General features: G+C 34.4%; 17 protein-coding genes and 1 pseudogene. 15 read left to right on the plus strand and 3 right to left on the minus strand.

Annotated elements, in window-relative coordinates; all coding sequences use genetic code 11:
• Positions 1–222: 222 nt before the first annotated feature.
• On the plus strand, positions 223–4,263 hold the full coding sequence (locus MY490_RS22080; RefSeq protein ID WP_282439843.1) for a S8 family serine peptidase: 4,041 nt from the start codon (positions 223–225) through the stop codon (positions 4,261–4,263).
• A gap of 615 nt (positions 4,264–4,878) precedes the next feature.
• Positions 4,879–8,976, plus strand: coding sequence for a S8 family serine peptidase (locus MY490_RS06520; protein ID WP_248268498.1), 4,098 nt, complete (start codon positions 4,879–4,881; stop codon positions 8,974–8,976).
• A gap of 135 nt (positions 8,977–9,111) precedes the next feature.
• Here the strand turns inward: MY490_RS06520 and MY490_RS22290 are convergent, their stop codons facing one another.
• A complete protein-coding gene (locus tag MY490_RS22290; RefSeq protein ID WP_432707039.1) occupies positions 9,112–9,285 on the minus strand; it encodes a hypothetical protein in 174 nt (57 codons plus the stop codon).
• A gap of 578 nt (positions 9,286–9,863) precedes the next feature.
• On the opposite strand from MY490_RS22290, the gene MY490_RS22085 reads away from it, so the two are divergent.
• The 3 genes from MY490_RS22085 to MY490_RS22090 all read left to right on the plus strand — a co-directional run bounded on the left by MY490_RS22085 (position 9,864) and on the right by MY490_RS22090 (position 11,042).
• Positions 9,864–9,992 carry a hypothetical protein gene (locus tag MY490_RS22085; protein ID WP_282439844.1) on the plus strand — a complete coding sequence of 43 codons (129 nt, stop codon included), beginning with the start codon at positions 9,864–9,866 and terminating at the stop codon, positions 9,990–9,992.
• Between the two features lie 136 nt (positions 9,993–10,128).
• A complete protein-coding gene (locus MY490_RS06525; protein WP_248268499.1) occupies positions 10,129–10,452 on the plus strand; it encodes a hypothetical protein in 324 nt (107 codons plus the stop codon).
• Between the two features lie 464 nt (positions 10,453–10,916).
• A complete protein-coding gene (locus MY490_RS22090) occupies positions 10,917–11,042 on the plus strand; it encodes a hypothetical protein (RefSeq protein WP_282439845.1) in 126 nt (41 codons plus the stop codon).
• Positions 11,043–11,166: 124 nt separating this feature from the next.
• Here the strand turns inward: MY490_RS22090 and MY490_RS06530 are convergent, their stop codons facing one another.
• Complete coding sequence (locus MY490_RS06530) at positions 11,167–11,433, minus strand: recombinase family protein (RefSeq protein WP_248268500.1); 267 nt, start codon at positions 11,431–11,433, stop codon at positions 11,167–11,169.
• Between the two features lie 134 nt (positions 11,434–11,567).
• A pseudogene (locus tag MY490_RS06535) lies at positions 11,568–12,062 on the minus strand (hypothetical protein); the annotation flags it as partial.
• Between the two features lie 254 nt (positions 12,063–12,316).
• On the opposite strand from MY490_RS06535, the gene MY490_RS06540 reads away from it, so the two are divergent.
• The 10 genes from MY490_RS06540 to MY490_RS06585 all read left to right on the plus strand — a co-directional run bounded on the left by MY490_RS06540 (position 12,317) and on the right by MY490_RS06585 (position 22,857).
• Complete coding sequence (locus MY490_RS06540) at positions 12,317–13,594, plus strand: S-adenosylmethionine decarboxylase related protein (protein WP_248268501.1); 1,278 nt, start codon at positions 12,317–12,319, stop codon at positions 13,592–13,594.
• A gap of 44 nt (positions 13,595–13,638) precedes the next feature.
• Positions 13,639–14,256, plus strand: a complete 618-nt coding sequence (locus tag MY490_RS06545; protein WP_248268502.1) for an SET domain-containing protein — start codon at positions 13,639–13,641, stop codon at positions 14,254–14,256.
• Between the two features lie 660 nt (positions 14,257–14,916).
• Positions 14,917–15,639 carry an amino acid ABC transporter ATP-binding protein gene (locus MY490_RS06550; RefSeq protein WP_248269330.1) on the plus strand — a complete coding sequence of 241 codons (723 nt, stop codon included), beginning with the start codon at positions 14,917–14,919 and terminating at the stop codon, positions 15,637–15,639.
• A 78-nt stretch (positions 15,640–15,717) separates the two neighbouring features.
• Entirely contained in the window at positions 15,718–16,449 is a 732-nt protein-coding gene (locus MY490_RS06555) for an ABC transporter substrate-binding protein (RefSeq protein WP_248269331.1), read from the plus strand.
• A gap of 67 nt (positions 16,450–16,516) precedes the next feature.
• Positions 16,517–17,218, plus strand: a complete 702-nt coding sequence (locus tag MY490_RS06560; RefSeq protein WP_248268503.1) for an amino acid ABC transporter permease — start codon at positions 16,517–16,519, stop codon at positions 17,216–17,218.
• Between the two features lie 255 nt (positions 17,219–17,473).
• Positions 17,474–18,211, plus strand: coding sequence for an IclR family transcriptional regulator (locus MY490_RS06565; protein ID WP_248268504.1), 738 nt, complete (start codon positions 17,474–17,476; stop codon positions 18,209–18,211).
• 492 nt (positions 18,212–18,703) lie between these two features.
• Positions 18,704–20,074, plus strand: coding sequence for a PTS transporter subunit EIIC (locus tag MY490_RS06570; protein WP_248268505.1), 1,371 nt, complete (start codon positions 18,704–18,706; stop codon positions 20,072–20,074).
• Between the two features lie 216 nt (positions 20,075–20,290).
• Entirely contained in the window at positions 20,291–21,268 is a 978-nt protein-coding gene (locus MY490_RS06575; protein ID WP_248268506.1) for an ABC transporter ATP-binding protein, read from the plus strand.
• A complete protein-coding gene (locus MY490_RS06580) occupies positions 21,265–22,068 on the plus strand; it encodes an ABC transporter permease (RefSeq protein ID WP_248268507.1) in 804 nt (267 codons plus the stop codon). The genes MY490_RS06575 and MY490_RS06580 overlap by 4 nt, the downstream gene beginning before the upstream one ends.
• Positions 22,069–22,074: 6 nt before the next feature.
• Complete coding sequence (locus MY490_RS06585) at positions 22,075–22,857, plus strand: ABC transporter permease (protein WP_248268508.1); 783 nt, start codon at positions 22,075–22,077, stop codon at positions 22,855–22,857.
• The last annotated feature ends 483 nt before the right edge of the window (positions 22,858–23,340 follow it).

Consider the following 23,340-nt stretch of genomic DNA (forward strand, 5'->3'; position numbering starts at 1 on the left):
TTAGTAAAAATGTCATATTTAAATGGTTTATAAACACATGAAAATCCCCCAATTTACTAATCGATACGTTGTTAGTAAAATCTGAATTGTGTTAATTTTCATTTTATTCAAAGTAGCAACAGCGTAAGGATTAGAATTTTCGGTAGAACTACGAGCTAGCAAAAAATTCACTTGTACAAATGTACAAAGTGGAATATTCCATTTTTTAGAGGAGGAAGTAAATTGAAAAAGCAAGTTACAACAGCGGTTTTAGCTACAGCTTTGGTCGCGGAATTAATTGCTCCAACAGCGAAAAACACTCCAGTAGTGCATGCAAGTAGCCAATCCAAAATCGACCAAGTGTTACAATCATTAACAGAAGAACAACGAAAAGCCATTCAAGATTTGTCACAAACATCAACAGAAGGTCTACAGTTATCGCCTGAAACGGATTTAACAAGTGAAAAAGAGATTTCTGTTATCGTAGAGTTTAAAAACAAACCTGCTAAAACAGCTAGTTTAATCGAAAAATCGAATGGTAGAGAACTGGCTTTAGAGGACGCAGAGAAATTGGTTGAAGATGACCATGCAGTCTTTAAGCAAGATGTAGATCGACTAGGGATTAAAGGGAAAATTTCGAGATCTTATAAGCAGGTGTATAATGGGGTTGCGATGACTCTACCTGCAAATGAAGTAAAGAGTTTATTGAAATCGAAAGCGGTAAAAAATGTTTGGGAAAACCAAGTCGTTCAATTAGATGATCCTACAACATCTGAAGCACAAGGAACAGCAGAAACTTCTGCTTATACAGGAAGTGACCCTCAAAAAACGATGGGAGTGGACAAACTTCAGAAAGAAGGCATTACAGGAAAAGGAATTAAAATCGGAGTAATAGATTCGGGAATGGACTATAATCACCCTGATTTAAAGGATGCATTCAAAGGTGGATACGATTTTGTAGATAATGATAACGATCCAATGGAAACGACGTATGATGATTGGGTAAAGTCAGGTATGCCTGCAAACAATGGCCGCACTTATTGGACGGACCATGGAACGCATGTATCAGGGATTATAGGTGGTCGACAGAAAAATAACTCGGTATATGCTATGAAAGGAGTAGCGCCAGATGCCGATTTATATGCGTATCGTGTGCTAGGCCCTTATGGAAGTGGAACGGAAGAAAATATCATCGCGGGAATCGAACAATCTGTAAAAGATAAAATGGATGTCATTAATCTCTCGCTTGGAAATAGTATTAACAGTCCTTTTGAGCCATCGGCAGTTGCTGTTAGTAATGCGGTTTTAGATGGTGTCACCGCCGTGTTAGCTGCTGGGAATAATGGATCAGCTATGTATACAGTCGGTTCGCCTGCTGCTTCTCCATTGGCGATCACTGTAGGATCGACTAATACAGAGGTATCACTTCCTGGTTTTATGGGAACATACAATTCAGGTACGAAACAAGGAACAGTTGAAACTCACTATTGCACATCGGGATTTGGCATTGAATCAAGATTGCTTAAAGGTCAAACGATTGAAGTGGTAGATGTTAATTCAGGAAAAGAGTCTGATTACGATAATATTAATGTCAAAGACAAAATTGCTCTTATTTCAACAGGGGATTTAACAATTACTCAAAAAGTGACCATTGCAAAGGCGAAAGGTGCTAAGGCTGTACTCATCTATGATAAATGGGGACCAGGTTATATATCGGACACTCTACAAGAGCTTCCAGGATTTATTCCGACTCAAGTTATCACGACAGCACAAGGGAAAGCAATGAAAGAATTATTAAAAACAGGACCGGTTACATTTACATTCAATGAAATAAAAGAAAAGGTAACGGCGTTAGATGATACTTTATCCTTCTTCAGTTCACGCGGACCTGCGCGAAGTACATATGATATTAAGCCGGAGATTGTTGCACCAGGTGCTTCAATTATGTCAACTGTATCTGGTCATTATCGAACGGATTATCCAGGGAATTATAACTATGCATACGACAAGTTTTCTGGAACATCTATGGCATCGCCACAAGTGGCTGGTGTAGCAGCATTATTACTTCAAGCTGATCCAAAGCTTTCACCAGGAGAAATAAAAAGCACCCTAATGAATACGGCAGATGCAATCCAGACGAAAGATAGCGTTTATGAAGTTGGAGCAGGACGAGTAGATGCTTATGAAGCAGTTCACGCTGTAACCTCCTTCAAAGTTCCAGATGAAACACTGACATTATTTAAAAATGAAAAAGAGAAAACAATTAAGGAAATCACAGGCTCACTCAGCTTTGGAACTGTTTATGCGTCAGATAACGACGTTGAGGAATCAAAAGATATCGACATTCAAAATAGAAGTAGTGAAGAACAACAGTATGATGTCAAAGTGAACTATCAAGCTTTTAAAGGTTCTCTTAATGCTGTTGACAATGGTGTTGTCTTAGAAACAGCTCCTTCCGTAATTGTGAAAGCTGGAGGAAAAGAAACACTATCTACTAAGATTAAAATACCTACAACTGCTAAAAACGGCACATATGAAGGTTATGTCACATTTGTAAATAAAGCAAATTCGGAAGATATATACCAAATTCCGTTTGCGATTCGAAAAGTGAAGTATGGTGTTAGCTCAATCAATATGACAACTTCATTAACCACAATCCAAGAAAACGGGATAACTAGAGCTGCTAATTCTATACAAGGTTCATTTACATTGAGCTCTCATATGAAAACGGTTGATTTATTCTTAAAAAATGCTGTAACCGGAGAAGATATGGGATTTGTCGGCAATTTTGATGGTACATGGATCAATGAAAATCAATCTGTCACAGTTGGTTTTAGTGGAAGCTATTATCCATTTACAAACGATAAAGAAAATCCGGTTTCGTATGAATCAAAAATGGCTGAGCCAGGTTCTTATCAGTTAAAATTTGTTTTTACAGATGATCAAGGAAACGAAACAACGATTGAGAAACCTTTCATCATAGATAATGAAACGCCAACAATCGAAACAGAAATTGAGCCTGGAATTGTCGAAATGGACCCAGCTTCTACTGTCATTTCAGTCAAGGGCAAGATTCATGATAAACAAATTGATGATCTGGTTGCATTAGGATTACAGGCGAAGCAAGGAAATAACATTTTAAACTATCGCTATAACAATAATCCTTTTGGACAACAGTACGCAGTTGATGAACTTGGCAACTTCAATTACAGTACAAACTTCTCAAGCGGTCAAAAGGTTCTGCCAATTAGTCTTTATAGTACTGACAAAGCTGGTCTTCCATCTGTGCAAAAAGAATTCTTTTTTGTTAGAAAAGGGACGAACTACATCTCTACAGTTGCTGATCAAAAAGAAGTTAAAACAGGTGATGTCATCAACTTTATCTCAAAAGCAAACAATAGCACTAGCTGGAAGGAAGCAAAATGGAACTATCAGTTCAATAAAGATTATTTAGCACTAGAGTCAATTCAAGTATCTGATGAACTGAAAGATAAGGTTTCATTAGAAACGACAGAAACAAGTAACGGAATATCTGTCACATTAAAGGCTCTACAAGGATCCATCTCTGCAAGTGAAATGCTTCCATTGCTAAATGTGAAAGCGAAAGTAAAAGATGATAAATTCATTGATACTTATGTAGCATTGGCAGTGACAAGCCCAACTTATACAGATGCGAATGGTATAAAAACACAACCGGCTGTTGCACATCCGTCTGTAAGAGTATGGCCGAAATATTCAAAACTACAAGGTGATATGAATGGTGAAGCAATTTATTACAGAGATGGCTATGGCCAGTTGAAAACTACTTATGTCAACTATTTTGCAGTAGGTGCGACAATTAAAGTGAAGGATCAAAACGGCAACACATATGAGGGAAAAGTAATAAATGACGCTAAATTCATTGTTGAAGGATTACCTACAGACCGTAAACCTTTAACATTTGTGTTCGATGTACCAGGTCACTTTACAGTTCAAAAAACGTTTACAATCGGCCGTGAAGGCGCTATTGGGGAACTACAAAAACTGAACTTCAAAGCTGCATTAGCCGGTGACGTAAATAAAGACAACTTGATTGATATTGATGACGCAGTCTACCTGAAAAGTCATTGGAAATCATCTGATCGCAAAGCTGATCTCAACTTCGACGGAATCGTAGATATGAAAGATATGGATTTTATCAAGAAGAATTATTTACAAGAAAATCCAACGGTGAAGGCAGACAAAACCCAAAAACAAAATTCTCATGGTCAAACGCTTGAGGAAATTATTGGTGGGTTAAACTGATTTTAGAGTAGCTCGAATAATTAATCGAACTTAATCGCAAAATAAAAAACTTTCACCAAAATAAAAAATCCCCTATTTAGTCGACACTTGAAGTAGGTCTACTATAGGGGATTTTTTAATATAATGAGAATTTGAAAAATGCGGTTTATCAAATAGTAGAAATCACTTTTTTTGTAAAGAAATAAAACAAAAAGATAAATTTATTTCTATTGTAGAAGAAAGCAAGAATAGAGTTACCAGCATGATCACATTTTCACAAGTCTAAAGACCTATTAATGTATAGTATATTTTTACTGTTTGTCTATCTTTTAATATGACTAAAAATAAATAACTTATGAAATTGGTCAAAATTCCCCCTATGTAAAAATCTAGTAAATAATGGTAATTTCAGCAGCATTTGCTACATTTCCCGTATTTTTTACATTTTTCTCAATTCCGCAAGAATGAAAATTCAATATTAATAGAATGTTAATAAACTTTAAGCTATTTAGTTTTTAATAATAAGTGTAACGTTTCATGAAAATTCCCCAATTTACTATTTTCAAAGATATATGTAATTTAGTAGAAGGTGGTAATTTTCAAAATATTTTTAAAATAGGGGAGAGATAAAAGACAATGAAGAAGAAGCTTGTTAAAAAAGCGACAACCCTTGCTTTTGGGGTAGGGTTAGTTTCTAGCAGTCTATCAAATCCATACATAAGTTTCCCAGCCAAAGCACATGCTGAAACGATTTCAAATTCTGAAAAAATCTTGGCTTCTCTGACTAAAGAGCAGCGAGACGCATTTGCAAACATTCAATTTACAGACAAACATGGGCTTCAAGGATTTAATGATGAAGATTTAAAGAGCGATGAAGAAATCCCTGTAATTGTTGAGTTTAAGACCATGCCTGAGAAAGTTGCTATTCTGGATGCTGCTATTAAAGGAAAGAACCTGACAGCCGAACAAGCGAAAAATAAAATTGACCATGAGCATGCTACTTTTCGTGATGATTTAACAAGAATGATGCCATCAACTGTAGAAAAAAACGGCAAATGGTCATATGAAATAACACGATCATTTAAATCAGCTTACAATGGTGTTACGATGACACTACCAGCAAATGAAGTAGAGACACTTCTTCAATCAGACTCGGTTAAAGCTGTTTATAAAAATACTATATTTAGTATCGAACCGCCAATCAACCCAGATGCTAGTGTTGAAGAATCTACTAAACGGATAGAAAGTATTCCATTTCTAGGGGTAGACAAGTTACATAAGGAAGGAATTACAGGAAAAGGTGTGAAGGTTGGTGTCATTGATACAGGTATTGATTATCATCATCCTGATTTAAAAGATGCCTTTAAAGGTGGATATGATTTTGTGGATAACGATTCTGATCCAATGGAAACGTCATATGATGATTGGAAAAAGTCTGGGAAACCAGAGACTAACGAAGGTGGATCATCCTATTATACCGATCATGGTACCCATGTATCTGGTACGATTGCAGGTCGAGCAAAAAATACGAGCGGTGTAGCTGTAGAGGGAATTGCCCCTGATGCTGATCTTTATGGATATCGTGTTATGGGACCATATGGACAAGGCCAAATGCAAGATATCTTGGCAGGAATTGATCGAGCAGTTAAGGACGGAATGGATGTGATCAATCTATCGTTAGGGATTGATGTAAATGATCCTAATTATCCTTCGAGTATGGCTGTCAATTATGCTGTACTTAATGGTATAACTACCGTTGTTTCAGCAGGTAACAGTGGCTCTAATTCCTATACACTTGGTTCGCCTGGTGCTGCTGCATTGGCATTGACAGTTGGGGCAAGCAGTACACCGATCCCTGTAGCAAAATATACTGGCACACTAGATGGTGTTTCAAACAAAACGTTTGATTTAAGCGAACTCTATTCAAACTTTACTTCAAATCTTAAAACATTTGAAAAGCAATCTTTAGAAATTGTTGATTTAGGTGTAGGGACTGCATCAGATTTCACGAATAAAGATGTTAATGGGAAAATTGTCTTAGTTAACACGGGTGGTATTGGAACGCAAACAAAAATTATTTATGCAAAAGAACATGGAGCGGTTGCAGTATTAACCTACAGCAATACACCAGGTGCAGCTCCTACAAACTTTGTAAGAGAAGATCAAAATTTTATTCCTACTTTTACAATGACCTATGAACAAGGAATTGATTTAAAAACACAATTGGCTGCAGGAAATAAAAAAATGACGTTCAAAGATTTTAAAGAAGTTCCCACAGGAGGAGACGAACTAGCGTGGTTCAGTTCCCGTGGACCTTCACGTACTAATTATGATATAAAACCGGAAATCACTGCACCAGGAGTAAGTGTCTTATCAAGCGTTCCAGCTTACAGCATTTATAAAAATAATCCATCAAATTATCAATTTGCTTATAATCGTATGTCCGGTACATCAATGGCTGCTCCTCATGTAACAGGAATTTCCGCTTTGTTACTACAGGTAAAGCCTAATCTTCAACCAAGTGATATTAAGACGATTTTGATGAATACAGCTAAACCATTATCAGGCAAGAATAGTGTATTTGACGTAGGAGCAGGTCGAGTCGATCCATATCGTGCTGTCCATACAGGAATGGAACTTCAAGTTCAAGATGAAACGCCAGTTAACGTCAATAATGAAAACTATGTAATAAAAGATGATACAGGTGGACTTAGTTTCGGTAATCATTATGCAAACGAAGAAACTTATATTAAAAAGACTGTAAATATGACAAATCTCGAAGATAAAATGAAAAAATTTGATGTAGATGTTCAATTTCAAACTGACGTCAATGGATCATTAGATGCTAAATCTAATGGGGTAACATTAGATATACCAAAAGTTATCCCTGTTCAATCCTTAAAAACAAAAAAGGTGCCAGTTACCATATTAGTTCCTGCAACTGCCAAAGCAGGCATTTATGAAGGCTATGTAACCTTAACAAACCAAGCTGACAAAAACGAACAATATCGAATTCCGTTTAGCGTTAGAACAATGGAAGAAGGAATTGAATCTACTTCCCTTTCTACAACTGCAATTGCACCTTACCATTTACAAGTGCTCCCATTTAGTGCTTCAACTTGGAATCAAAGATTGACGTTTAGATTAAAATCACCAATGAAATGGCTTGATGTAGTATTGCAAGATGGACAAACTGGGAAAGATCTTGGGTTAATCGAGACGATTTATACAGATGGATTATATGATAGTACGAATTATTATGTTGAAAGGATATTTGAAGGTAAATACAATGCGTTTACTGGAAATCCAGAAAACCCAATCTCCTCTCAACAAAGTTATGTAAAACCTGGATATTACAAAATTAAAGTGATTGGTACAAGTGAACGTGATCATACTTTTACAACGTATAATGATGTGTATGTTGATGCCAACTTACCGACGATGACAACATCTTTAGATGGAAATGAATCACCAGTGTATGAGTTTCAGCCAGGACAAAAAACGTTTCCTCTTCAAGTAAAGGTTACAGATGAAGAAGTAGCAAAGATGGTAGCATCCGGAATCGATGCAAAACAGTCGATCAACTCAGTCAATTATGCTATTAACGGAAGTACAAAACCTGTCCTTCCTGTTGGAGAAGATGGCACAATCAATTTAGATGTACCAATAACTGAAACGATCGCATTGAATAAATTTACAGTTAGTGGATTTGACGGAGCGAAAAATCAGACTCCTAAGAAAAATTTCTACTTTGTTAAAGCAGGTACTCCATACGGATATATGAAGTCGGATAAAACAAACGTAAAAATGGGAGATACAGTAAATGCCACTCTCGTACTAAATAACGTAGATAAATTAAAATCAGCAGAATGGACTCTAACTAACATCGGCAATAATTTTGAGATTGTCGATGCAAAAGCGAATAATGCTCTTGCTAATTACGGTACATCCGTTGTGAGTGTTGAAACGACTGGCAACACTTCCAAAGTGAAGCTGACGATGGATGGCACGAAAACAGTGAGTGGAAATACTCCCGCAATCAATCTGACATTAAAAGTGAAGGATACAGCATTTATAGTAAGTGCAGCAGTAAATCCAACGATAACTTACACGAATGATTTAGGTAATAAAACAACCCTCTCTTCTGCGGGAATGGAATGGCAAGTTCAGTCAACTTTCTCAGAATTATCTGGCTCAATAAGAGGATATGCTGTATTACTTAAAGATTACACAAAACTTGGTGGATCTCTTCGATTAATCGATGGGAATGGTACTGTATATGATAGCACATCAACCATTGGTAGAAACGGAGATTACCGTATTTCCAAACTGCCAATTACAGATAAACCATTCACTTGGGAAATGAAATTGCCAGGGCATTTTATGATGAAACGCCAAGTTCAAATTGGGGTCGAGAAGAATGGAACCATTTTGGGACAATCTCGTTCATACTATACTGGTATGGCTGGAACTTTTTTTGAGTTTGCAGTTCCTGGCGATGTGAATCAAGATAATGTAATCGATGTTCAGGATGCACTAGCAATCCAAAAAGCTTGGAATACTAATAACAGAGACGCTGATATTAACTTCGACGGAATTGTGGATGCAAAGGATATGAAATTTGTTATCGATAACTATTTAAAACAAAACCGTGATGTGGACAATCCACCGACAGCTATCCAACAAGTTGATGGAAAAACACTGCAGGTTATTTTGAAAGATTTGCAAATCTAAGCATAGATCTTTATCCGAATAATAGAGTTTTAGTTCAACAAAAAAGTAGCTTAAAAGAGCTACTTTTTTCAACAGCGTGAAAGTCCTACTATTTTTATTAGTAGGACTTTATTTTATACAATAGGGGGGAATTGATTATTTTTTAAAAAGTTTTAAATAATTTACATCGTTATTTTGAGTTGATTTTAATGATTTCAAATCATTAATAATTTTGTCATTATCAAATCTAATGTTATTTTTTATATAGTAATCTCTTAGAAGTGCAATATATCCACTTGCCAATGCGGTAGCATACGAAGTTCCATTCATTTTAATTGTGCAATACTACCAGTTCCAGGGGATAATTTTATTATATTAGATTTAATAGGGGAAATTATTTACTATATTTATACTTTTTGTAAAAAAATGGAAATAAAAAAAGCTACATTCAAACTATTTGATAGTTTATGTGTAGCTTTTTTTATTTTTGTTTCTATTAAATATAAAGAATCTCGTTAATTAAATACTCTTCATTAGAGTTAAATCAAAAATATCGCAACAACAGTAGTAACAACCAACCCAATCAAAAAATGCAGGGGAAGTTGTTTAAGGGTTGTAGGATTAAGTTCCTTTTCCTTCCCACTCATTTCAAAAGTTTATTTACAACTAAAAGGGGGTGGTGCTTAACTGCACCACTTCTTTTTTTTGTCCATTAATACCGAACCAATACAGACAAGTTTATACGCTAATTAAACCATGTATGCTAGAAAGTACTTATTCAATGCTTGTATTGGTCCAATAGCAACGTCATTTTTAAAAATTTTTTCACAAAAGAATGTCTGAACTTCAAACAAACGTTGTTGAAGGGTTGTAAAAATACAACTCAAATAACAAGGTGGAACTTAAAGATGTCTGCAACTAGAAAAAATAGGATTAATAAAAAAATAAAAATTACTGTAATTTCTACAAATAAACCATCAGCAGAGGCGATACTTAATACTGCAACTTATCTTAAAACCTTATGCAAAAAAGCTTAGGTTTTTTTATAACTAATTGTAGTCCTTAAGTACCAGACCAACTTGATTGGAAAAAAATACTAAATAATAGGTAGGAAAGTATGGCTTTTTGTTTTTATTTCCATGATAATATGAAAGTGAAAGGTGGTGATATATTGTGAATATTGTGGCATGGTTAATTGTAATTGTAATAATTGGTATAATTTTTAAAATGATTAGCACTTCTAACCATAACGAAGATAAACATTCTCCTGAAGAAATCATAGAAATTGCAGAATTCGAACTTAAATTCAGGTCAGAATTTGCAAAAAATAAAATGTTACTAAAGAGTGGTAAGATAACAGATAGACAATCAATGGAATGGTCAAAAAAATTATTGGAAGAACACAGTGAAATTCAAAGAAAATACAATATAACAGAAGAAGAAATGTCTGCATACTATGAATTTGTATATTCTAAATCAAGCGTTTATCATAATTAAAATTATTTCAAATCCTTAGTAAAACTAGGGGTTTTTTTATAGTGCTTAAGTACCAGATCAACTTGATGTGGAAAAACTACTAGACTTTACATATAAATTCCGTAAAACTATGTCTGATAATGTACAGAAAGTTTTTTTAAGGTTGTAAGATTAAATTCTTACTTCCTTCTCACTATTACACCTAAAAGGGGTGGTGCTATAAGCATCACATCTTTTTTTGTATATAAGAGTATCTAATGTAATGAGTTGATACAGTACCCACTAATAAAAAACTCATTTCCGGAAACGGCTTATCTCTGCATTGATTATTTTTAGAAATAACTTAAATTAATGTGTCTGAAAGTTCATCACTTCTTGTTTAAGGGTTGTAAATCAACCTAAACAACAAGGGGAACGAATTTAGAGGGTACATACACAAATTAAATCAAATCTGAATATTATGGCTTACATGGGGTGATGCGATTATGAAAACTAAACGTATACCTAAAATAACCATAATCAAAGCAGAAAATCCGAACTACAAACAAGTAGCTGGAGCAATTGTAAAATTATCTCAATCTAATATAGATACAAAAAAAGACGCATCCTAAATGGAAACGTCTTTTTCTTTTAGTCTTATTTCGAATTCATCTACTGTATTAACTAGTTCAAGATGTTCAAATAATTGTCTATATATTCTATTTTGATTTTCAATATCTTCATTATGGATGTTGTTCAATAATGTAATTGCATTCTGAATGATTTCCCTCTATATAACCTAGATTCTTCTACCACTTTAATTAGATCATGTTTACCTTCTAAACATGCAGACAACATTTTTCGATATTCAAGTCTGTTTACGTTAGTAGACTTTGCAACATAATCATTATAAATTACATAATCATTCCAACCTTGTTCATTACAGAAATCAGTTAATCTTTTTAGATGTGATTCAATAGTTTCTTGTTCTGTTTTACCTTTGCTTTTCTTTGACTTTCTCAAATACAAAGCTTTTGGTTTACTGGATGGCTTGTAATAGCTTGTGTAAACGGCTTGTACAATTTAATTCCCCCACGGTTAAAATAAATAAAAGTATCTGTAATAAGTATATACCATAGTACTTTATTTTAGTACCCGTAATCACTTGAAAGAGCAATGCCATGTCCTAACAAGTTCATTGCCATCGACACACCTAGCGCTGGTAACCCAACTCTTAAAGCAACTGGAAGTAAAACTGCACCAATTAAAGCTACTGCAGGAGATGGCCAGAAAAACCAAGATACAACCATCATTACAATACCAATCGTCCAATAAGCAAGTGTGGCGTTTCGTATCACCTTTGTAAATGGACTGATGAGTGCCTGATGCACTCCGCTATCAGTTAATGCTTTACTCATAGAAACAATAATCGAGATAACTAAAATAGTAGAAAGTAATTCAGTTATGGCGTATATGAAACTTGAAAAAAGGATACTAACGGAACTTGAAAGTGACTCAGTTGCTACCAGGCAAAGAAGGAAAATCCCTGCGAGACAAACTAGGCTGGTGTCACGTCTAAGAATTAAAAATAAAATAATTAAACCTATAAATGCTACATAAAGCCAATGTATGGCAGTTAAATCGACATGCATGAGAATAGCCCCCTTTCGTTACATATATTGGATAACAATATATGCATTCGCCTAGATGAGGGTGAATTGGTGTTGTAAATAAAAAGCTGTTCAAAAAGGAAAATTAGTACAATATTAGACTGGTAACATATTCTCCATTGAATAAAAAAATCAAAGAAATAGTGTTTTTTATCTAGATTCTTGTCCAAACACTTTGTCTATTCATTCATAAATTGAGTAATGTATAAACTTTACAGATTGATGGAGTTGAGTATATGAATGCAGAAGACACCGTAATTACACTTTTAGGTAGCTCAGGAGGGGTAGCAAAGGCGGTAATTTCGATTTTTAATAAAGCCTACATGAACGAAAACGATCCAATACATTATTTTATAAAAAATTCAAAGATACATTTAATTGATATTAAACAAAAAGATAAAAATTATTATGAAAATATTGCTCCTAATTTAAAAAATAATATGATTCTTCATGAAATAGATTTAAATCATATTCCTTTATTTAAAAAACATCTTCAAGAAACACAAACATCAATTGTTGTTGACGTTTCTTGGGCTGATACCGCGGAAATCTTGGGTTGCTGTAATGAACTTGGAGTTAAGTATATAGACACAGCTTTAGAAAATACATTTATAGATGAAAATGAAGAGCTTTTTTCTGGATTTCAATTAATGGAACGTTTCAGAGTATTTGATGAAAAAAAACCTTCTTTTAAAAATACATCAGCGATTATTGGTTCGGGCATGAATCCAGGTGTCGTACAATGGATGGCAATCGATTTAATGAATCAATACCCTGACGAAAAACCTCTTGCATGTTATATTGTAGAGCACGATACCTCATTTTATGAAAACCCTAATTTGGCAAAAAAAAATACTGTTTATACAACATGGTCACCAGAGTGTTTTCTTGAAGAAGCGATCTCAAGCTATCCGATGTTTATGGCACAACATACTCCCATTTTTCTTGATCATGATGTGTATTCTGTTGAATTTAAAGTGACTTTAGGAGAAAAAGTATTTTACGGATCTTTAATGCCTCATGAAGAAGTTTATACATTAGGAAGTTTATTCAACGTTGAAAGTGGATTTCTTTATCGTGTTAACGAAAACACTACTAATTTGATTCGTGATAATTTAGAGGATGTAGATGTAATTTGGGATTTTGATCAAATATTACTAGATCCGTCATATGCACCTTTAATAGGTGAGGATTTAGTTGGTGTCCTTCTTGTTTATGAAGATAAAGAAAGATTTGTTTATAATGTAATGAATAATAAAGATGCATATGCAAACTATGGTATAAATGCAACTTATCTTCAAGTTGCTTGTGGAATATATGCTGGCGTTGCTAGTTTATTATTAGATTCGCTTAAAAAAGGTACCTATTATGTAGATGAGTTATTGTTAAATACGGATAGTATGTATGGATCGTACTTGAAATTTCATATGCCACATTTTGTATATGGACAGAATGAAAAAAGTGATGGGTTGCTACTACAAAGAATGAAACCTTATGAAGACAGTGATATTTAAAAAAGAGATTTTATAATTAATATATCGTAAGGAGGATTTCGAAAATGATGCACCCTGATACAGAAATTCGATATGTAAGTGACCAAGTAGGCGTTGGAGTGTTTGCAACAAAATTAATCCCTAAAGGAACCATTGTCTGGATTAAAGATGATTTGGATTTGGTTCTTACAGTGGAATATATTGAAAGTCTCGATGATGTGCGAAAAGAGTATATAGATAAATATTCCTATTTAGATACTGACGACATACATGTACTTAATTGGGATCACGCAAAATATATGAATCATAGCTTCAATCCAAATTGTGTAGATACAGCTTATGATTTTCTTTTGGCTGCGAGAGACATTAAACCTGGAGAACAATTAACAAGTGATTATGGAACGTTTGGTCAGAATGAAAAGTTTGAATGTGTCCCTGAAGAAGGAACAACAAGAACAAAAGTGACTGAAAATGACTATTTAATCTGTTATGTTGAGTGGGATCGGATTGCAATAGAAGCGTTTAAGTTTTTCAATATGGTAGAACAACCGTTAAAACATTTAATTAGTGAGGAATATCTTAATAAAGTAAATGCGGTTGCTAATGGAACAGAACCACTAGATTCTATCCTCACTTTATTTATTGATGAGGAAGAGGAAGAGGAAGAGGAAGACTCTGAATAAGATTCTTTAATTCTTGTTTTAAGGGGAATATTCTACTTCATAAAACATACTGCTACCCTTGTGTTACTATGTTAAACAAACAAAATTCAAAATCACTAATTTCATTTTATTTCTATTTAAAAAGAACAGCATTGAAATTATCTTCTTATAGTAGACAAGGGAAAAGCCTATCCTTTAAAAATTGATTGGTAGTATACAATGGTAAAAACGCACTCCGTTTATCTCTGAATACAGATGAATGAGTGTTTTTTTTTTTTTTGTCCTAAAAACTTGATTTCGATCCATCTAAATCTTTTTGAAATTCCAATATTAATCCATTTATCAATCCATTTTTATAAACCTCAAATTGCTACATTAATTTCAGATATTCCTATAGTAATGAGGACATGACTCCAAATGGGCCAAGTTCCAGGGAATTTTAATAGGGTGGTTCAATATTAACAATATATGCATTCGCCTAGTTTAAGGTGATTTGAAAGATTTGTAATATTGGCTTCTAAAAATTGTACTAAATTAGCTATATTGTTAACTCCAATAATAGAAAGAAAATTACTTAATGACGGAATAGTCAGAATTGTGTATAATGTTAATGAAATAGAAATGGTTTCCGCATTGTGGAAAAAGTTGTTATTATTTACTCGATGGGAGGGTTGAATGAATATGATTAAGATCAAAAGTGTAAGTAAATCATTTGGGCCTTTACAAGTATTAAAAGGAATTGATTTAACGATTAAAGAAAAAGAAGTGGTTGTTTTATTAGGAGCAAGTGGATCGGGAAAGAGTACCCTTTTGAGATGTTTAAACTTCTTAGAGATTAATGATAAGGGAGAAATTTATTTTGAAGGTGAATTGGTTCAACCCGGCAAAACAGATTTGAATAAAATTCGGTCGGAGGTTGGTATGGTTTTCCAACACTTCAATCTCTTTCCGCATAAAACTGTTTTAGAAAATATAATTGAAGCACCTATTCATGTTAAAGGAATGAAAAAGAGTGAAGCAAAAGAGATTGCTTATGTTTTGTTAGAGAAGGTTGGACTGACAGATAAGGCTGATGAATATCCAGAAATGTTATCAGGAGGGCAAAAACAAAGGGTTGCCATTGCACGTGCACTTGCGATGAACCCGAGGGTAATGCTGTTTGATGAGCCTACTTCAGCCTTGGATCCCGAACTTGTTGGAGAGGTTCTTCAAGTTATGAAACAGTTAGCAAGTGAAGGCATGACAATGGTTGTAGTCACTCACGAAATGGGTTTTGCTCGCGGTGTAGCAGACAGAGTTTTATTCATGGAGGAAGGTCTAATTTTAGAGGAGGGTACACCTCAACAGTTTTTTGAAAATCCACAAAATGAAAGAACAAAACAATTTCTTAATAGTATTTTATAATCTTAAAAAATGATGGAGGTAAGTGTAATGAAAAAGAATTGGCATGGTATTTTATTATCTTCAATGATAGCAGGAGTAATGTTTCTAAGTGGCTGTGGAGCAGAAAAAACCGGAAATCAAGCGAGTTCAAAAGAATTTCATTACGCGATGAGTGGATTATATAAACCATTTAACTTTAAGGAAAATGGCAAGCTTGCTGGATTTGATGTTGAAATCGGTAAAGCACTTTCAGAAAAAATGGGAATGAAAGCTGTACCAATAACAAACCCATGGGAAACAATTGTACAAGGATTATTATCCAATAAGTATGATGCGATTTTAGGGAGTATGACGATCACTGATGAACGATTAAAGGTGGTTGATTTCAGTAATCCATATTATATTTCAGGTTCTCAGATTTTTGTCGCTGATAATAATAAGGAAATCAAATCTGCTGAGGATTTAAAAGGGAAGAAAATTGGCGTTGTAAAAGCAAGCCCTTATAAAGATTTAGCGATTAAATATACTGGAAAAGAAAATGTAGTAGATTATGATAGTGATCTGACAGCTATAATGGATCTTCCAACTGGTAGACTAGATGCGGTCATTACGGATCAAATGGTTGGCTTTAGAGTTATTAAAGAAGGAAAGGCTAAGATTAAAGATGTAGGTACACCACTAACTCATGATAATCAAGCAATTGCTGTAAGGAAAGATGATAAAGAACTTGAGAAGAAAATTAATAAGGCTTTAGATGAAATTATTAAAGATGGAACTTATGAAAAAATTAGTGAAAAGTGGTTTGGTCGCAATATTCTTGAAGAAAAATAATAATAGAATGCTAGCGTAAAATAAGAGCCTAAGATTTTTTAGGACAAGATGAGGGGTGAGGTTCATCATGCATATATTGTTAAATACGTTTCATGTATTTTTAGTAGCAACTTTATTAACATTAAAATTGACAATCGTATCTACTATTTTAGGAAGTGGAATAGGACTTATTTTTGCATTTTTCAGACTCTCCCGTATTAAGGTGCTTAATTATATTGCTAATCTCTATATCACGGTCATTCGTGGGACACCGCTTATTGTTCAAATCGCAATTTTATACTTCGGACTTTCTAGTATTATTACATTTTCGCAGTTTTGGGCTGGTGCAATAGCGTTAGGTGTACATAGTGGAGCATATATTGCTGAAATCTTTCGTGGTTCAATTCAGTCAATTGACAAAGGACAATTGGAAGCTGCCCGTTCTCTTGGGATGTCCCAACCTTTAGCAATGAGAAGAATCGTGCTACCTCAAGCATTTAAAATTGCGATTCCTTCTCTTGGTAATCAGTTTATCATCGGATTAAAAGATTCTTCACTTGTAGCATATGTAGGGATGCAAGATTTATGGGGAGCTGGCCTAAGTGAGGCTGCCTCTAACTTTGAACAAATGAATACGTATATTGTAGTAGGTTTATATTATCTTGCGCTTGTACTAATTATTACGTTTGGTGTTAAAAAGCTTGAAGATTCTTTAGATGTGAGTCGTAATAAAAAACGAAAATTAAGAAAAAATAAGTCTAATGCATCATTAGAATCAATAAAGCTGTAAATTAATCTAAAAGACCTTGGAAAAACAGACGATAAACTTGTAAGATATATGTAAAAAATTACTCTCACAATTATTCATTTGCAAGTTCGAAATGAAAACAAAAAGTGCTGAGATACTCAAGTCAACGCATCTTTAAAGAATCGTACGTATATTACCAGTACGTAATGAAAGGGAATTCACCTAACCAAGCAATATTCCCAGATTTTTGAACAGACTCCCCAAGATAAGAAGTGAAGAGTCATAGGAGTTATGATCATGGTCCAATCAATTGACCGAGCTATGCTTATTATCGATATTCTAAATTCGGATGAATCCAAAAGTAATTGGCAAATCACCGAATTAGCGGAAAAAACATCTCTATCTCTTGGTACGCTTCACCGATTACTAAATGCTTTAATCCAACATGGACTTGTTGTACAAATACCTGAAACCAAGCATTACAAGTTAGGGTATAAATGGATGGAACTTGGCCTCCGTCAATTAGATCAAATGGATTTCAGATTAGTTGCAAGACCAGTAATGGAGCGTTTGGCGAAACATGTAGAGGAAAGCATCTATTTAAATATTGAAAGTGGGATAGATGGAATTGTGATTGATAAAATTGATAGTCCTTTAAAAATTAGAATTGCCGAAAATTTGGGTATCAGAATTCCACTACATATTGGTGCTCCAAATAAAACCATTCTTGCTTATATGAAAGAAAATGAAATTCAACAAGTGTTAGATCAGCTAAATCTTTCACCTAATTCAATCTCAATTTTAAAACAGCAACTAGTTGAAATCAGGCAAAATGGGTATGCAATCAGTCAAAGTGAAAAAACAGAGGATACGGCGGCTATTGCAGCACCAATAACTGGATACAACAACAAAGTACTTGCTGCTCTAAGCGTGAATGTACCAGTATTTCGTTTTACTCAGGAACGTATTCCGTTCTTGATTGAAGAAGTAAAAAAAGCAGCGGAAGAGATTTCAAAGAAAATAGGGAAGATATAGGTGATTGAATTCCCTTATAGACGCATTCCACTAACATGGGATGCGTCTATTTTTATTAAACCATACTTGATTTAGTCTATCGGAAATTACCATAAGAATCTAAATATGATTCATCTTCATCCTAATTTTCAATTCTCCCACTTAATATTTTTTCCTATTAATACCTTGTCATAAAAGCGATATCAATAGCGTAAAATTTAAAATAAAATTTCAAAATCTTTAATGTAATATTAGAAATTTTGTTTATAGTAAACAACCTATGAATGTTACTCCTTTTAGGATGTATTAATTGGTCAAATTGCTGAACTGCAGACACTTTCTGAAAAATAAGGCAGTTGATGAATGTTCATTTAAATTGATAAGAAAGGGAGAGGATAAACCATTTGAAAAACTATCAATCTAGCAATTGTCATAAATAATTCATATCTATTTCAGGAGTTAGATTATATCTTTTAAACTAATTAACTTGTTAATTTAAAAGGAGATGTAAAGATGGCAAAGGGGATTAGCAAATATTTATTAATTGCCGAGCAATTATTAGAGCATTTGGGTGGAGTGGAGAATGTTTCATCGTCCACTCATTGTATGACAAGACTACGTGTAGCATCGAAAGATCATTCAAAGGTAGACATAGAGGCGATCAAAAAGACAGAAGGGGTTCTAGGAGTTGTAGAAGAAGAAACGATTCAAATCATACTTGGACCTGGTGTTGTAAATAAAGTTGCAGCAGAGTTTGATAAACTGCTTGCAGCTGCAGATGATTTTGATCTGAATGATGCAGCTTCAAAAAACAAATCAGAGATTGATAGAAAGAATGCAAAACCTTTTAAGCTGTTTTTACGTAGAATCGCAAGTATTTTTATTCCGTTAATTCCTGCCCTTGTAGCTTCAGGATTAATAACTGGTATAACAAAAGCAATTGTTCAGGCAGAATGGCTTGCAGCAGACTCAAAATTAGCTATTATTTTAACTGTTATCGGATCGGGTCTGTTTGCTTATCTTGGAATCCTAGTCGGAATAAACGCAGCAAAGGAATTTGGTGGATCCCCCGCGCTTGGAGCATTGGCCGGTATTCTTGTCATCAACCCTGGAGTTGCAGATATCTCTTTGTTTGGGCACAATCTGGTTCCTGGGCGTGGAGGGTTAATTGGTGTTCTTTTTGCAGCAATCTTCATCGCTTTAGTTGAAAGGCAAGTAAGAAAATTTGTACCGCAATCTCTAGATATTATTCTCACACCTACTATAGCGTTATTAATTACAGGTATCTTAACATATCTTGTGTTTATGCCTGTTGGCGGTTTTGTATCGGATGCGATTACAAAAGGATTGTTAAATGTTCTTGATTTTGGAGGAGTTGTAGCTGGATTTGTACTTGGTGCAACATTCCTTCCACTAGTCGTTACCGGTCTTCATCAAGGTTTGACCCCAGTTCATCTTGAATTAATTAACTCCATTGGAGATGACCCATTACTACCAATCCTTGCGATGGGTGGAGCGGGTCAAGTAGGAGCAGCGTTTGCAATTTACTTTAAAACGAAGAAAAAAAGCTTAAAACGTGCAATCGGTGGGGGACTCCCATCAGGAATGCTTGGAATTGGTGAACCATTAATTTTTGGTGTTACGCTTCCGCTAGGACGTCCATTCTTAACGGCATGTTTAGGTGCCGGAGTTGGCGGAGCATTTCAAGCTCATTTCCATATCGCGACGATTGCAGTCGGTGTTTCAGGTCTTCCATTATCATTCTTAGTTCATACGAATCAGATTTTATTATACTTAACCGGAGTTATTATTTCTTATGTAGCTGGATTTATTTTTACTTACTTATTTGGTTTTAAAGATGAAATGGCGGGTGAATTCAAGTAAACTAAATTATCATGTCAGCAGGAGAACTAACTCACGTTGAATAAGTGATTTACTAAAAAGGATGAAATTAATTGATTTCATCCTCTTTTTATTGCCATCTACTTGTAAAAATTTATTTTTCTAAAATTACCGAATAAACTGAAAAAGATATTGACGTGACGATATTATGGTGATAGTATTTTTCTTCCAGTCAAAAAATGTTAGGAGGCGAAAAAATTGATTACCGTAGATGGTTTAAGTAAATCCTTCAAGGTTGCGAAACGTTCTTCAGGAATTAGGCAGGCAGTGAAGGGGCTTTTTTATCGTGAGCATACGATTGTTGAAGCGTTAAATGATATTTCTTTCTCTATTGAACCGGGGGAAATCGTCGGTTATATTGGTCCGAATGGCGCAGGTAAATCTACAACAATAAAAATCATGAGCGGAATATTGGTTCCAGATCAAGGGACGTGTAGCATATTGGGATACACTCCATGGAGGGAAAGAGCTTCCTATGTTAAACATATCGGTGTTGTTTTCGGGCAACGGTCTCAATTGTGGTGGGATGTACCCGTAATAGACTCGTTTGAGCTTCTTGGTGATATTTATAAAATTCCTCAAAATGAATATCAAGATAATCTTGATCTACTGATTGAAACTCTCGATTTACAAAGTCTTATTCATTCACCTGTACGACAATTAAGCTTAGGACAAAGGATGCGTTGTGAAATCGCAGCATCATTGCTACATAGTCCTAAAATTTTATTTTTAGATGAACCCACAATTGGGCTAGATGCTGTTTCAAAAATTGCGGTACGCGAGTTCATTAAAAGGATTAATAAAGAAAAAGGCGTTACCGTTATCCTTACAACACATGATATGAATGATATTGAAGCTTTAGCTGATCGGGTTATTTTAATTGGTAAAGGAAGTTTATTATTCGATGGTAACTTAAATGAATTACGAAAACATTTTGGGACTCATAAAACGATTACGGTAGATTATCGGGAGGACCACAATCCATTTAAAATTCCTGGAACTACAATGATTTCATGGTCTCCTGAACGGGCAATTTTAAGTTTAGACACGGAACAAGTTAAAATATCTGACGTGATTTCCAATTTATCCAGTAAGGTTGATCTACTTGATGTCACGATTGAAGCACAAGCAATTGAAGAAATTATCGTTGGCCTCTACAAGGAGTTCCAAATATGAAACCATATGTATCTGTACTAAAGCTAAGATTATTAAACGGGATGCAATATCGTTCAGCAGCATTGGCGGGGGTAGCAACACAGTTTTTCTGGGGATTTATGTACATCATGATTTTTGAAGCTTTTTATAATCAAACAGTACAATCTCAACCACTTTCTTTAAAAGAAATCATTACATACTTATGGTTACAACAATCCTTTTTAGCTTTCATCATGCTGTGGTTCCGCGATAATGAGCTTTTCGATCTGATTACAACTGGAAATATCGCATATGAGCTCTGTAGACCATGCGAAATCTATGGATTTTGGTATGCAAAACTTTTAGCTCAACGCTTGTCGAGTGCAATACTAAGGTGTTTCCCGATTCTACTCGTTGCATTCATATTACCTCAACCTTATAAAATGACGTTACCACCAAGTGTCTTAACCTTTGTGTTATTTTTGTTTGCCCTTATTTTTGGCTTACTTCTTCTTGTTTCAGTTTCCATGTTCATTTATATTTCAGTATTTGTGACAATGTCTCCTATAGGCTCCTTGTTACTGTTTGGAGTATTTGGTGAATTTTTCTCTGGATTAACAATTCCAATTCCATTAATGCCAGCGTGGCTTCAGACTTTTGCTTATTTCCTTCCGTTTAGGTGGACTGCTGATTTTCCGTTTCGAGTGTACTCTGGTAATATTCCTCAAAATGAAGCTTTAATCGGGATTGTCATACAAATTTTATGGTTAGTTTTACTAGTTTGGCTAGGAAGAATAGCTTTTACTAAAGCCTTACGAAGAGTCGTGGTCCAGGGAGGTTGACCTAATATGAGACTATATTTTAAATATCTACTTATTCTCTTTAAATCACAAATGGAATACCGCACATCCTTTTGGCTTTTATCAGCCGGCCAGTTTTTAATCCCTTTCTCGATGTTTGCAGGTCTTTACTTTTTATTTGAACGGTTTGGACAAATAAAAGGGTGGACTTTTTATGAGGTTGCGCTTTGTTTTGCGATTATCCATATGGCCTTTGCTTTAAGTGAATGTTTTGCCCGTGGATTTGACAATTTCTCTAGTCTAGTAGCTAGCGGTAGCTTTGATCGAGTGCTTGTTCGTCCAAGAAGTACAATTGTTCAGGTTATGGGTTCTAAATTCGAGTTTACTAGAATTGGTAGATTACTTCAGAGTTTAATTGTTTTGATATGGGCGATCAGGAGTCTTTCGATTGACTGGAACAGTATGAAAGTGATTACTATAATTTTGATGATCATCAGTGGGGTCTTTATTTTTACAGGAATCTTTATCCTTGCTGCTACGATGTGTTTTTGGACAATTCAAGGTCTCGAAGTGGTCAATATTTTTACAGATGGCGGAAGAGAGATGGCGCAATATCCATTAAATATTTATCAGAAATGGATAACAAAATTTTTTACATTTGTTATTCCTTTTGGGTGTGTGAATTACTTACCGTTAATGTATCTACTAGATAAAACGGAGGGAAATGCATATTTATATATGTTAGCTCCTATAGCAGGAATTATTTTTATCATACCATGTTTAGTAGTATGGGAAATTGGTGTGAGACATTATCGGTCGACAGGTTCGTAAAACTTTAAAGACGCAATCCAGTTAAGGGGAATGCGTTTTTTATATTGATTAGATAATAGAAATTTAATATCGATCTATATGTAATAAATCAATATTGAAGTTGAAATAGTTAAACATACGCTAACACTTATTAAAAATCTTGCGAGATTTTTATCTTTCCAATTAACATAACTGAATATCAAAGTAGATAGCGCGAGGATAATCTGATACCAAATAGAAATAGTAAAGCCATCTTCTTTAATCAAAAAAATGTTTCCAATTATTAGGCAAGGGATCCAAATTAAAAAGAATAATTTTTGAAATCTTGAAAGTTTTTTCATTGGCATCTTCCTTTATTTAATATGGTCTTTATGCAATTAACAGATATACTATATTCACGAAAGAGTTATAACTTAAATTTAGTTATAATTTAATGTTAGCAGATATACATACGATTTTATTAAGTCAAAAATGAACTATAAGTGAATTTTTTAGCAGTTTTCT

Origin of the sequence: Gottfriedia acidiceleris, from assembly GCF_023115465.1 — a bacterium.
Classification (GTDB): domain Bacteria; phylum Bacillota; class Bacilli; order Bacillales; family Bacillaceae_G; genus Gottfriedia; species Gottfriedia acidiceleris_B.